Annotated in this window: 10 protein-coding genes; 3 read left to right on the top strand and 7 right to left on the bottom strand. The window is 67.9% G+C overall.

What is annotated here, in order from left to right:
• Positions 1 to 92 precede the first annotated feature (92 nt).
• Positions 93 to 692: a hypothetical protein gene (locus tag ACWD4J_RS28295; RefSeq protein WP_451398264.1), complete on the top strand. Its 600-nt coding sequence runs from the start codon at positions 93 to 95 to the stop codon at positions 690 to 692.
• An 836-nt stretch (positions 693 to 1,528) separates the two neighbouring features.
• Here the strand turns inward: ACWD4J_RS28295 and ACWD4J_RS28290 are convergent.
• Both ACWD4J_RS28290 and ACWD4J_RS28285 read right to left on the bottom strand, forming a co-directional pair.
• Positions 1,529 to 1,918 carry a VOC family protein gene (locus ACWD4J_RS28290; protein ID WP_451398263.1) on the bottom strand — a complete coding sequence of 130 codons (390 nt, stop codon included), beginning with the start codon at positions 1,916 to 1,918 and terminating at the stop codon, positions 1,529 to 1,531.
• 236 nt (positions 1,919 to 2,154) lie between these two features.
• On the bottom strand, positions 2,155 to 3,213 hold the full coding sequence (locus tag ACWD4J_RS28285; RefSeq protein WP_451398262.1) for an NAD(P)-dependent alcohol dehydrogenase: 1,059 nt from the start codon (positions 3,211 to 3,213) through the stop codon (positions 2,155 to 2,157).
• 182 nt (positions 3,214 to 3,395) lie between these two features.
• On the opposite strand from ACWD4J_RS28285, the gene ACWD4J_RS28280 reads away from it, so the two are divergent.
• Complete coding sequence (locus ACWD4J_RS28280) at positions 3,396 to 4,328, top strand: helix-turn-helix domain-containing protein (protein ID WP_451398261.1); 933 nt, start codon at positions 3,396 to 3,398, stop codon at positions 4,326 to 4,328.
• Positions 4,329 to 4,446: 118 nt separating this feature from the next.
• Here ACWD4J_RS28280 and ACWD4J_RS28275 read toward each other — a convergent pair whose 3' ends face one another.
• The 5 genes from ACWD4J_RS28275 to ACWD4J_RS28255 form a co-directional block, all read right to left on the bottom strand.
• Entirely contained in the window at positions 4,447 to 7,782 is a 3,336-nt protein-coding gene (locus ACWD4J_RS28275; protein ID WP_451398260.1) for a S8 family peptidase, read from the bottom strand.
• Between the two features lie 234 nt (positions 7,783 to 8,016).
• Entirely contained in the window at positions 8,017 to 8,694 is a 678-nt protein-coding gene (locus tag ACWD4J_RS28270) for an ABC transporter ATP-binding protein (protein WP_451398259.1), read from the bottom strand.
• Between the two features lie 126 nt (positions 8,695 to 8,820).
• Positions 8,821 to 10,314, bottom strand: a complete 1,494-nt coding sequence (locus ACWD4J_RS28265; RefSeq protein ID WP_451398258.1) for an ABC transporter permease — start codon at positions 10,312 to 10,314, stop codon at positions 8,821 to 8,823.
• 178 nt (positions 10,315 to 10,492) lie between these two features.
• Positions 10,493 to 11,746, bottom strand: a complete 1,254-nt coding sequence (locus tag ACWD4J_RS28260) for a L,D-transpeptidase (RefSeq protein WP_451398257.1) — start codon at positions 11,744 to 11,746, stop codon at positions 10,493 to 10,495.
• Between the two features lie 377 nt (positions 11,747 to 12,123).
• The gene (locus ACWD4J_RS28255; RefSeq protein ID WP_451398256.1) at positions 12,124 to 12,501 is read right to left on the bottom strand and encodes a hypothetical protein; all 378 of its coding nucleotides are present in this window, start codon (positions 12,499 to 12,501) and stop codon (positions 12,124 to 12,126) included.
• Between the two features lie 120 nt (positions 12,502 to 12,621).
• Here ACWD4J_RS28255 and ACWD4J_RS28250 point away from each other — a divergent pair, with 120 nt between their 5' ends.
• Positions 12,622 to 12,969: an LPXTG cell wall anchor domain-containing protein gene (locus tag ACWD4J_RS28250; RefSeq protein ID WP_451398255.1), complete on the top strand. Its 348-nt coding sequence runs from the start codon at positions 12,622 to 12,624 to the stop codon at positions 12,967 to 12,969.
• The last annotated feature ends 144 nt before the right edge of the window (positions 12,970 to 13,113 follow it).

The raw sequence follows: 13,113 nt of genomic DNA, 5'->3' as shown, positions 1-13,113 counted from the left end.
TCCGGGTCCGGGTGCCCCTGCCGGGTGCTCCTGATCCGGGTGCCCCTGCCGGGTGCTCCTGATCCGGCGAGCGGACGGCCCGCGCTCCCGCGGTGACGGCACGTGTCCCCACGCGGCCCGTGCCCCACGGTGATGCGGTGTGCCCGGACGTCTCCTGGCACACCGCACCTGCCGCCCTGGCGTCAGCCGATGCCGAAGGGCTGCTGCGTCATCTGGCCGAAGCCGAACCCGGGCTGCTGGTACTGCTGGTACGGCTGCTGGCCGCCCCCGCCGCCCCACTGCTGACCCATGCCCTGCTGGCCGTACCCGCCGCCCCACTGCTGGCCCATGCCCTGCTGGGACTGCTGCGACTGCTGGAGCAGCGTCACGATCGCCGTCGGCAGCGCCTGCTGCACGGACTGCTCAACGGCGTGCCGGATGCCGCTGTGCAGCGAGCGGTGCAACGCGAGTGCCAGGTACGGGTGCGCCTGCTGGGCGAGGCCCTGCTGCTGGAGCTGCTGCTGGATCTGCTGGATCTGCTGGAACGTCTGCTGTACTCGCTGCGCGACCTGCTGCGCAGCCTGCTGACAGGCCTGCTGGACTGCCTGCTGAACCGCCTGCGCGATCGGCTGCTGGCCCAGTTGCTGGCCGAACTGCTGCTGTTGCAGGGGCTGAGTACCGGTCATTACGGACATGAATCCTCCGCGAGATGAATGTGATGAAAATCCGGCACAGAAAAAGCCTCGGGCATAAGACCACGGGCAGAAGGCCACGACCATAAGGCCAGGGGCAAGCACCCAGGCCCGCAGGCATTTGTCGGATTCTCGGTGGCATTTGAACGGTAGATCGAGCCCAGTGGCGCCGCAATCGGACCGACACATGCCGTACATCCGGAAAAAGCCACCCGTCCGGATCACCGCCTCATCCACCGAACGCATCACCATCGGCTGCGGAAACGCAAGATCAGGGATCTTCGAGGCGGCTTTTTGATCTACCTCTGGAGTTCCGCTTCTCGAAACAACTTCGACTAGCCCGAAATGGCTTGAGCCGATTCCATGCGCCAGAAAGGGCTGTCCTCGGCTTCCGCCGGCTCGAAACCAGTTCCATGGGCTCGAAAGTTCATGCCCCTGCCTCCGCCTGCTCGGAAGGGCCGTCCCGGCTTCCACTTGGCGGCACTGCTCCGGGCGTCGGAACTGGGCCGACTGGCCTGCGCCACGTTCACATGGACCGGCCCTCCCGCCACCCGTCCGGCGGCGTATCCCGCCAGGCCGAGCCAGTTACGCGATCACGGGAATCTGCGGTCCGGGCAAGGAAGCGGCCGTGCCTGGATTCCGGCGAGGTTGCGGGATTCCGGGGTTGCCGCATTGCCGCGGCGTCACGGCGGCGCGGCAACACGGCGGCGTGACGGTGGGACGGTGGGAATCGCCGCCGTTTACGAGACCGCCTCAGTCGCGGGAATACCGCGGATCATGAAAATGCCCGCCGACTCCGTTTCCCCGCCCATTTCGGCGATTCACGGCTAATGCCGCCATCCGGAAGACGCGATCCGTCAGCCGGAGCGCCCGCTGCCGTACGGCCGCGTCAGTATCTCCATGCTGTGGCCGTTCGGGTCGGAGAAGTACGTGCCGCGGCCGCCGTCGTTCGTGTTGATCTCGTTGACGCGACGGTGGTACGGGTCGGCCCAGTACGTGAGTCCCGCGGCGCGGATGCGGGCGAAGATGGCGTCGAAGTCGGCCTCGGAGACGAGGAACGCGTAGTGCTGAGAGGTGATCTCGCCCTCGGCGTCCATGTAGTCCAGCGTGACGCCGTTGTGCGTGGCGACCGGGATGAACGGGCCGAACGGCGCGCTCGTCTCCAGGCCGAGGAGATCGGCGAGGAACTGCGCCGACGCCTTCTTGTCGTGCGCGGCGACGATGGTGTGGTTCAGCTCGACGGACATCGTGGGGCCTCCCCAGGGGGTGTCATGCCTTGGCTTTCGGCCTCGACCTCGGCCGTCGCCTTCGGCACCTCCCACGCTAGGCAGCCGCCACCGGCCGTGGCATCCGTCGATCGGCCGAGTTCCGGTCCGCCGCTCGGCCTGGGTCCCCGGCCCCGGAAACGGCCTGCAGACGGCCTGGAAACGGCTCTGGGGGGCGCCCGCCAGGCGCCCCCCGAGCTCAGATGGTGCCCAGAAGCTCAGATCGTGGCCGTGTCGATCACGAAGCGATACCGCACGTCGCTGGCGAGCACCCGCTCGTACGCCTCGTTGATCTGGTCGGCGCGGATCACCTCGATCTCGGCGCCCATCCTGTGCTCCGCGCAGAAGTCGAGCATCTCCTGGGTCTCCCGGATGCCGCCGATGCCCGAGCCGGCGAGCGTCTTACGGCCGCCGATCAGCGAGAACAGGTTGAGCGAGATCGGCTCCTCGGGGGCGCCCACGTTCACCAGCGCGCCGTCCGTCCTGAGCAGCGACAGGAAGGCGCCGAAGTCCAGCGGCGCGGAGACCGTGGAGAGGATCAGGTCGAAGGTGCCGCGCAGCTTCTCGAAGGTCTCCGGGTCGCTGGTGGCGTAGTAGTGGTCGGCGCCCAGCTTCAGCCCGTCGTCCTTCTTGCGCAGCGACTGCGACAGGACGGTCACCTCGGCACCCAGGGCGTGCGCGATCTTGACGCCCATGTGTCCGAGGCCGCCCATGCCGAGGACGGCGACCTTCTTGCCGGGGCCGGCGTTCCAGTGCCTGAGCGGCGAGTACGTGGTGATGCCGGCGCAGAGGAGCGGCGCGGCCTCGTCGAGTGCCAGGGCGTCCGGTATGCGCACGACGAAGTTCTCGTCGACGACGATGTGCGTGGAGTAGCCGCCGTAGGTGGGGTCGCCGTTCTTGTCGATGGCGTTGTACGTGCCGACGTTGCCCTTGAGGCAGTACTGCTCGAGGCCGGCCTGGCAGTTCTCGCACTCACGGCACGAGTCGACCATGCAGCCGACGCCGACGCGGTCGCCGACGGCGTACTTCGTGACGCCCGGGCCGACCTCGGTCACGACACCGGCGATCTCGTGGCCGGGCACCATCGGGAAGGTCGCCTTGCCCCAGCCCTCGCGGGCCTGGTGGATGTCCGAGTGGCAGATGCCGGCGAACTTGATGTCGATCAGCACGTCGAACTCGCCGACCGGGCGGCGCTCGATGGTGGTGCGCTCCAGCGGCGCCTTGGGTGCGGGCGCGGCGTATGCGGGAACAGCGGAAACGGCGGAAGCGGTGGTCATTGCCGGGTCTCCTCGGGGGGTTGCCGTGCCCGGCTGCCTTTTCCGCCGGGCACGGCCGCAATCCTGCCGGAAGACCGCGAAGCCACCCAGACCACGGCTCTGCCTACGACCACTGGTCCTACTACTGGCGGGGTCAGGTTCGTGTGCGTACGACCGGAATACGACCGTGAATACTGGGCCGTATGGACATACACCCTGGTGAGGAGAGCGCGGCCGGCTCCAGCCTGGAGCAGCCGCGCCCGGAGCAGCCGCTCGACCGGCGTGCCGAGCTGAGCGAGTTCCTGCGCACCCGCCGGGCCCGGCTGAAGCCGGAGGACGTCGGCCTGCCGGACTTCGGGCGGCACCGGCGGGTGCCGGGGCTGCGCCGCGAGGAGCTGGCCCAGCTCGCCGGGGTCTCCGTGGCGTACTACACACGGCTCGAGCAGGGCAACGGCCGCAACGTGTCGGCGGAGGTGCTGGACGCCATCGCGCGCGCCCTGCGCCTGAGCGACGCCGAGCACGCCCATCTGACGCATCTTGCCAAGCCGAAGGGGCACAAGAAGAAGCCGTCCGCCCGGACGCAGCAGGTACGGGTCGCGCTGCGGCAGCTCATCGACACGCTGGACGGCGTGCCCGCCTATGTGACGGGGCGGCGTTCCGAGATCCTCGCCTGGAACCGGATGGCCGCGGCGCTGTTCGGCGACTGGTCGGAGCTGCCGCCGCAGGAGCGTAACTGGGCGCGGATGGTGTTCCTGTCCCCCGCTTACCGCGAACTGTTCGTGGACTGGGACACCAAGGCGGCCGACATGGTCAGCTATCTGCGCATGGACGCGGGCTGCCATCCCGACGACCCGCGGCTGTCTGCGCTGGTCGGCGAGCTGTCGGTGAAGAGCGAGGAGTTCCGGCGGCTGTGGGCCGCGCACGACGTGAAGGAGAAGAGCCACGGCGTGAAGCGGATGCGGCATCCGCTCGTCGGGGAACTGACCCTTTCCTTCGAGACGTTCAAGCTTCCCGACGATCATGAGCAGGCAATCATCGTGTACTACGCGGAGCCGGGGTCTCCGTCCGCGGAGGCCTTGCGGTTGCTGGCCAGCTGGGGCGTCGACGCGAGTGAGGCGGGGCGCCTGCCGCGGTGAGGTTGTTCGAGAGACGAAACACGGACGGCCCGCCGGACCATGAGGTTCCGGCGGGCCGCCCCGCGTATCAGCGGTCAGCTGAACGGCTACGTCGTCGGACGTAGCGTCCTGCGTCCGCTCACTTGCCGTAGTACGCGTTGTAGATCGACACGGTCGACTTGTTGCCCTTCTTGTCCGTGATCTTGGCGTGGAAGGAGATGCCCTTGCCCTTCGCCGGGTTCTTCACGGTGACCTTGCCGTTCTTCACGGTCAGCTTCTTCCAGGTCTGGCCGTAGTCGTACGACACGTACACCGACAGCGACTTCAGGTTGCTGCCCTTGGCGGCGCCCTGGATCGTCACCGGGACGGACTGGGTCCTGCCGGCGGGAGCCGTGCTGTCCAGGGCGAGCGCCGGGCCGAAGCGTGCCGTGGACAGCGGCAGCTGCGTGCTGTCGCTGGTCTTCTTGGAGCGGAAGGTCCAGCTGGTGTCGACGCGGGTGGAGGCCGTGCCGACCTTGACGCTGCGCCTGATGGACGTGGTCAGCTTGTACTCGGCCTCCGCGGACGGGACCTTGAACTCGCCGGAGCCGTCCAGCGGGTCCTCGTTCTCGACGATCTTGGTGCCGTTGCGGTACAGCGTCGACTTCACGGACAGGTACACCGAGGCACCAGCGTGGTTCTTGCCGTCGGCGTACATCGGCAGGTAGCCCGCGATGCTGTTGCCGTCCCGGAAGACGCCGTAGTCGGTACCCAGCCGCGGCCCGAAGACGCCGGTGTTGAACGTCTTCGAGTAGGTCGTGCCCGCCTTGAAGGTCTGCGGGGTGCCGAGTGTGTAGAACGCCTCCGTGACCGGGAAGCCGTCCTCGTCCGTGCCGCCGTACTGCTCGACGTCGAAGCTCCACTGCACCTTGTTCGCCGTGGACAGGTACAGCGTCCGCGTGCCGGGCATCGCCTGCGGGAGGGAGACCGCCGAGCCGCCGAAGTTGCCGGGCAGGTAGCCCCAGGCGGTGACCGCACCCGTCTTGCCCTTGGCGGACGCGCCGAGGCCGACCTTCACGGTGGCCAGTTCGCTCGCCTTGTAGTGCTTGGTGTAGCCGGTGGCGAGCTGCTTCACAGTGGCGCCGGTCGTGGTGTCGTACTGGGCGTCGTCACCCTTGGTCCAGTGCCCGTCCCACTGCTGGGACAGCGAGCCGTCGGTGATCTGCGGACCGAGGCCGCGGGTGTGGAAGTTGTCGTACGTGTCGAGCCACCAGCCGTAGCCGAAGCTGGAGTCGGCGGTGTCGACCGTGTACGACGGCGACGCGAAGACCGACGTGGCGGCCGCGTCCGGCACGGTGATGTCCACCGGCTTGGCGGTCCGGGCGTCGAGGGTGATCGTCGTGTCCTTGGTGATGCTCAGCTTCGGCTGGGCGAGCCAGTCGATGCCCTTGGTGGCGTCCTCCGGGTCGGCGACCGTGGAGGAGTTCAGGATGTAGCCGCCCTTGGGGACGCGGACCGTGACCGTGCCGGACGCGTCGTACGGCGAGAACCAGCTGTTCTCGGCGAGACCCGAGATGCCGGACAGGTCGGTGAAGTAGTTCGCGGTCGGCTTTCCGTCGCGGCCGATGTTCTTGAGCGTCACGTTGTACGACTCGACCTCGCGCTGGACCGCAGCGGCCGTGCGCACGGACTGGCCGCCGCCGATCGCCACGACGTAGGCGGAGTAGGCGCCGTCGACCGTGCCGCCCAGCTTGCTGTTGACCGTCAGGTCGACCGAGGCCTTGCCGCCCGCCGGGACCGTGACCTGCTTCGCGCCGAGCGTGAAAAAGCCGGCCGGGGCCGCGGCACCCTTGGGGTTGGTGGCCGTCGCCGTCAGGTCGAGGGTGACGTCCTTGGTGCCCAGGTTGCGGTAGGTGATCTGCTTGGTCACCGGCGTGTCGTCGGTGTGCGGCCACTGCTGCACACCGAAGCTCACCGACACCGGGTCGGCGATGACGCTCTGCGTGATGGCCTTGTCGACCTGGATACGGCCCGAACCCTGCTCGAACGGCGTGTAGTCGCCGCCCTTCGTGGACGCGGTCAGCGCGCCCTTCAGCTCGGCGTACGTCCAGTCGGGGTGCTCCTGCTTGAGGATCGCGGCGGCACCGGCGACGTGCGGGGTCGCCATCGACGTACCGGAGATCGTCAGATAGCCGGCGGGGTTCTCGCCGACCTCCTGGTCGATGACGCTGCCCGGCGCCGCGGCCGCGGTGATGTCCACACCCGGCGCGGTGACATCCGGCTTGATAGCGCCGTCGCCCACGCGCGGTCCGGTGGAGGAGAAGTCGGCCAGCTTGTCGTTGTCGTCGACGGCGCCGACGGTGAGCGCGGCGTCCGCGCTGCCCGGCGAACCGATCGAGTTGGGGCCGGAGTTGCCCGCCGCGACGGCGAACAGGATGCCCTTCTCGGCCGACAGCTTGTTGATCTCGGCCTCGAGCGGATCGATCTCCGGGGTGTCCTGGCCGCCCAGGCTGAGGTTGACGACGTCGGCGCCCTGTTCGGCGGCCCACTCCATGCCCGCGATGATGCCGGAGTCGTCGCCGGAGCCGTCGTCGCCGAGCACCTTGCCGTTGAGCAGCTTGGCTCCCGGGGCGACGCCCTTGTACTTGCCGCCGGACTTGGCACCCGTACCGGCCGCGATGGACGCGACGTGCGTGCCGTGCCCGAAACGGTCCACAGCGTCGGCCGAGGTGGAGAAGTTCTTCTCGGCGACCACCTGGTCCTTGAGGTCCGGGTGGGTCGCGTCGATGCCGGTGTCCAGGACGGCGATCTTCACGCCCTTGCCGTCGTAGCCGGCCGCCCACGCCTTGGGCGCGCCGATCTGCGGGACGCTCTTGTCCAGGCTCGCCTTGCGGATGCCGTCCAGCCAGACGGTGCCGACACCGGCGGTGGTGGTGACGGTGCCGTTGCTCTGCTCGCGGGTGAGCGCGTCCCACAGCTTCGCGGCGTCGTCCTTGGGCGTCGTGACCGCGTCGGCGTTCAGCGTCTTGAGGGTCCGCCGGACCTGGGTGTCGCCGGCGTCGCGCACCTCCGCCTTGGCGGTGGCGGCCGATGCTCCCTTGTAGCCGACGATCAGCTTGAGGCCGTTCTTCTGGGCCTTGCGGTTGGCGGCCTTGTTCAGCTCCGTGACGTCGAACAGTCGCTGGTCGATCTTGCCGGAGGCGATCAGGCGCTGTGCGTCGAAGGGAACCACATAGGTGTGCCCGTCCGCCGTCCGGGTCTGTACGGGTATGTGCTCGCGCCCCTTGGCGCGTTCGAGCCCGGCGATATGGCCCTTCGCGTCGAGCAGGACGCGGTCGCCGGTGATCAGCGTGATGCGGTGCCCCGGCCCGAGGTCGGCGCCCCCGGCCCGGGACGTGCTGCTGTTCGCACCGTTTGCGGACGCCGGGTTGGTCATACCCGCCGCCAGCGCCACGGCGGCTGCCGCGGCGACGGTGGTTGCGCACGCTCTTTTCACTTGTCTGCGCAAGTCTCCCCCTGAGACGAAAAGTGCCGGGTGAACCTGGTTCACCCGGCCGGGGGTTGTGCCGCACGTATGCCCGTACGCCCCCCGGATTTACGGAGTATGCCGGGGGGCGAACAGCTGATCAATACTGAGGCCTGTGTGAAGAGCCGAAAACGGGTCGGTTGGCTCCGATCAAGCCATTTTGGAAAGACTTCAGTCGATTGGGATAAGGATTTCGCCGCGGACTCAAGCCCTTTCGGTGACCGTGATCTTTCCCTTGCGGATCGTCGCCAGGCGCGGTGCCTTCTTCGCGATCGCGGAGTCGTGGGTGACCATGATGAAGGTCAGCCCGTGCTCCTTCCACATGGTCTCCAGCACGTCCATGATCTCGTCGCGCATGGACTCGTCGAGGTTTCCGGTCGGTTCGTCGGCGAGCAGCACCTTCGGCTGCTTGACCAGGGCGCGCGCGATGGCCACGCGCTGCTGCTGGCCGCCGGACATCTCGGACGGCAGATGTCCGAGACGCTCGCCGAGGCCGACGGACTTCAGCGCCTCGGCGGCCCGCTCGCGCCGCTCCGAGGCCTTGATCCCGAGCGGTACGAGCGCCGTCTCGACATTTTCCTGAGCGTTCAGCGTGGGAATGAGGTTGAAGCTCTGGAAAACGAAACCGATGGACTCGGACCGCACCTTCGTGAGCTTGGCCTCGGACAGCTTGGCCAGGTCGGTGCCGTCGAGCTCGACGCTGCCCGAGGTGGGCCGGTCGAGTCCGCCGAGCATCTGGAGGAGCGTGGACTTGCCGCCTCCGGTCGGGCCCTGGATGACGAGCCGGTCGCCGTCGCCGATGGTCAGGTCGATGCCGGCGAGCGCATGGACCGTTTCCTTGCCCCGGCGGTACTGCTTGGTGACGCCTCTGAGTTCATACATGGTGGGTGCAACTCCTGCGAGAAGTAAGGGGGTACGCGCACGGGACGCGGGATGCGGGACGCGGTGTCCGACGGCCGGGCCGCCCCCGGGGGGATCGGGACGACCCGGCCGCCGGGGCTGATGCGTCTACTCGACGCGGCGCAGCGCGTCCGCGGGCCGCAGCCGGGAGGCGCGCCAGCCGCCGAAGGCACCCGCGATGAGCCCGCCCGCGACGGCGAGGCCGACGGCTACACCGACGGTGCTGAGGCTGATCGGCGCGGTCAGCGCGACCTCGAGCGCCTTGGACGCGGTCTGCCGTCCGGGGCCGCCCATTCCGCCGCCCATGCCGCCGGGACCGCCCGTGCCGCCAGCGCCGCCGGTGGAGCCGAGCTGCGCCTGGAGGGTCGGGCTGACGGCGGTGACGGCGTACGCGCCCGCGAGGCCCAGAGCGATACCGAGGACACCTCCGAGGAGCCCGTTGACGACGGCCTCACCGACGACCTGGCGGGTGACACGCCCGGACTTCCAGCCCAGCGCCTTCAGGGTGCCGAACTCGCGTACGCGGCGGGAGACGGCCGACATGGTGAGCAGGCCGGCGACGAGGAACGCGGCCACGAGCACCGCGATGGACAGCCACTTGCCCACGTTCGAGGCGAGGTTGGAGGCCGTGGAGAGCGAACCCGAGACGGTGTCGGCGAGGTCGGCCGAGGTGGTCACGGTCGTACCGGAGATGTTCTTCTGAATGGTGCTCTTGACGGCGTCGATCTGCTGCGAGTCGGTCGCCTTGACGTAGACCGTGGTGACCTTGTTCTTCGAGTCGGACAGCGTCTGCGCCTGCTTGAGCGGGATGTAGAGGTTGGCCGCCGCGTCACCGCTGTCCGCCGTCGCGATACCGACGACCTTGAACTTGGTACCGGAGATCTTGACGGTGTCGCCGAGGGCGAGCTTCTTCTCCTTGGCGTACGAACTGTCGGCCACCGCGACCTTGGCGCTGGTCTCGGAGCTCTTGAACGTACGACCCTTGGTGATCTTGGAGGAGGTGAGCGGGCCGAGGTCGAGGTTGGTGACGTCGGTGCCGTAGAGCGTGAAGCTGTTGACGTCGAACTGGGCGCCGCCGCCCTGGACCTCGCCCTGCGGCTGACCGCTGGAGCCGCCCTCGCCGCCGCCGGGGCCGCCCTGCTGGCCACTGCTGCCGCTGCTCTCGTTCTGCTTGAACGTGCCGCGCTGGAACTGGCCGCTGACCTTCACCACGCTGAGGCTCAGTCCGCCGACCGCGTCGGAGACCCCGTTCTGCTTGCCGACCTTGGTGACGGTCGTCGAGGACAGCGTCTGGAAGCCCTGGACCATGACGCGGTCGCTGCTCTGCTCCTTGCTGGAGTCGCTGTCCTGGGCGTCGAAGTTGAAGCGCGGGCGCCCGCTGCTGCTGTCGCTGTCCGACGGCGGCGTGGCGGCCTTCGTGACGGTCATGTCGGTCCCGAGACCGTACAAGGACTCGAGGACCTTGCTCTGCGCCTGCTTCATGCCGGAGGACACGGAGCTGACCACGATGACAAGTGCGATGCCCAGTGCAAGCCCGGAGGCGACGACGAGGGCCGCCTTTCTGCGGCGGCGCAGTTCGCGCCTCAGGTAGGTGAAGAACATGGCGCGACGGTAGGGCCGCACCCTGATGACGCGATAAGCCCGGGATAAGAGAAGGATGAGAACGGATGTGAGACGGCTGAGGACAGCTGTGGCTGACGCCGATGGCCCGCACCCCGGCGGGGGTGCGGGCCATCGGCGTATGTGGAGCTCAGGTGCCGGGAAGGGCTCGGATCAGGGATCAGACCGCGGAGCCGGCCTTCCACTGGGCCCAGTCCATGTTCCAGCCGTTGAGGCCGTTGTCCGGGGCAATGGTCTTGTCACCGGTGTTCTGGACGACGACGACGTCACCGATGATCGAGTTGTTGTAGAACCAGGCGGCCGGGGTGTTCGGGTCGTTGGCGCCCTTGGTGTCCGACAGGCCCACACAGCCGTGGCTGGTGTTCACGCTGCCGAAGATGGACTTCGCGCCCCAGTAGTTGCCGTGGATGAACGTGCCGGAGCTCGACAGGCGCATGGCGTGCGGCACGTCCTTGATGTCGTACTCGCCCTTGCCGTCGTCGTCGGTGAAGCCGACGGTCGCGCCGTTCATCCGGGTCTCCTTGAACTTCTCGGAGATCACCATCTGGCCTTCGTACGTCGTGTTCTCGGGCGAACCGGCCGAGATCGGGATGGTCTTGATCGTCTTGCCGTCCCGGGTGACCTTCATGGTCTTGGTCTGGGCGTCGACGATGGAGACCTGGTTGCGGCCGATCTTGAAGGTGACCGTCTTCTGCTGGATGCCGTAGACGCCGCTTGCGCCCTCGACGCCGTCGAGGTTCAGCTTGAGGGTCACGGTCGAGCCGGCCTGCCAGTACTGCTCGGGGCGGAAGTCCAGGCGGTTGGTGCTGAACCAGTGGCCGACGACCTCCTGGCCGCTGCTGGAGCTGACCGTGATGCCCTTCTGCACGGCCGCCTTGTTGGTGATCGCCTTGTCGAAGTTGATCGACACCGGCATGCCGACGCCGACGGTGGAGCCGGCGTCCGGCGTGAAGTAGCCGATGAAGCTGTTGGCCGGGGCGACGGTGGAGAACGACGCGTTCTCGTGCGCGGCTCGGCCGTTGGCGTCCTTGGCGGCCGCCACGATCTTGTACGTGGTGGCCCGCGCCAGCTGGGCGCTGGGCTTCCAGCTCTTCTTGTCCGCGGATATCTGGCCTGCGACGGCCGTGCCGTTGGAGCTGGTCATGGTGACGTTCGTGAGCGTGCCCTTGCTCACCGTGACCGCGGTGCCGTTGTTGATGGAGGCGTTCTCGGAGCCGTCCTTGGGCGTGATCTTGATCTGCGCCTCGGAGGTCTTCTTCGCGGCCGCCTCGTCGACCTTGGCCTGCGAGCCGCTGCCGGAAGAGCTGTCGTCGGCGGCGCTGCTGCTGCCTCCGCTGCAGGCCGAGAGCATCAGCACACTGCCGAGCACGGCGGCCACAGTCGTGAACCCCCTGCGCCGCCTACCGTCCGTCATCACACGCTTCTCCATCGTTGCCGAATCCCCGAACCAGAAAAATTTATCCGCAGACCTTCCCAACGTACTGTCCGATTCGTGCCGTTCCACGACCGTTAGGACTGTGGGATACGCCACTCTGCCAAGCCTCTTTGGGTCTGCAGATGCTTCGGTGACTGAGGGTGCGGTCGTGACGAGCCATGAGTGGATGTGCTGCGGTTGTTGATGCGATTGTCGTGCTGATTGTTACTGCTGATGTTGATTGTTGTAGCAGCGCCATAGGAGACGAAGAAACCCCGGACGGCGGTTGCCGTCCGGGGTGTGGGCTGCGACACCTTTCCGCGCCGCCGCTACCGCTTTGTGCTGCTACAGCTCTCCGCCGCTGCTACAGCAGTCGATCAGCCGATGCGGTCGACGTCCTCGCCGTCCAGGTCGTCGGCGGCGTCGTCGTCCTCGTCGTCCCCGTCGTCCTCGTCGCCGAGTTCCCACTCGGGCGAGTCCGGGTCGTAGTCGACGTGTTCGCTGCTCCAGGAGGCCTGGGCGAGATCCACTCCGGGCACGTCGCCGACCAGGTCGAACGGGTCCACGAGATACGCGATGGCCTCGGCCTCGTCCTCCTGGACGGCGAACTCGGCGTGGGTACGCTCGTCCGCCGGCATGTCCTCGTCCTCGGCGATGCGTTGGAGTGCGGCGCCGGTGAGCGCACCGGAATCCTCGATCTCAAGGACCAGTTCCACACGGAGCCGAACAAAGCGGGATGTCTCAGGGGTGCTCATAGGCCGGATCGTACGGCCCGGACGCTGTTTCGTTCCCTCGTGACTTTCCCGTGACCCACCGCTTTCACTAACATCGCCGCACACGGCCAAATCACCAGCGCCACAAGGGGGATCGATACCGTGTCCGCCGCACGCCGATCGCTGCTCACCGCCACCGCCGCAGGCACCCTCCTGGGCGCCCTGTGGTTCGTCCCGTCCGCCAACGCGACCACCGACAAGGCGCTCTCCGAGGTGCAGCGCGGGGCGACGACGGCGACGATCAGAAGCGAGGGAACGCAGGGGTCGGCCGCCTCATCCGGCACCTCGGTCGCCACCACGTCCACCGAAGAGTCCGGCACCGGCGCACGGTTGGCGGACACGGGCGGCATCGACACGACCCCGTACGTGATCGGCGGCACGCTGTTCCTGGGCCTCGGGGCCGGGTTCGTGGCGTATTCGGTACGGCGGGGGCGGCTGGAGGCCTGCTGAGCGGCGCTCTGGCGCCACATCTGGCAGCCACCTGAAGAGGCTTTTCAAGAGGCATACGGAGAGGGGGGGGGGGGGGGGGGGGGGGGGCCCCCGGCCGAGTGGGTGTCAGATCGGGAATTGAATAGGAAATTATAAAGTGAAATA

The organism is Streptomyces sp. NPDC002577, from assembly GCF_053594815.1.
The sequence above is the reverse complement of the archived record's forward strand: the minus strand, read 5'-3'. Positions and strand labels throughout refer to the sequence as shown.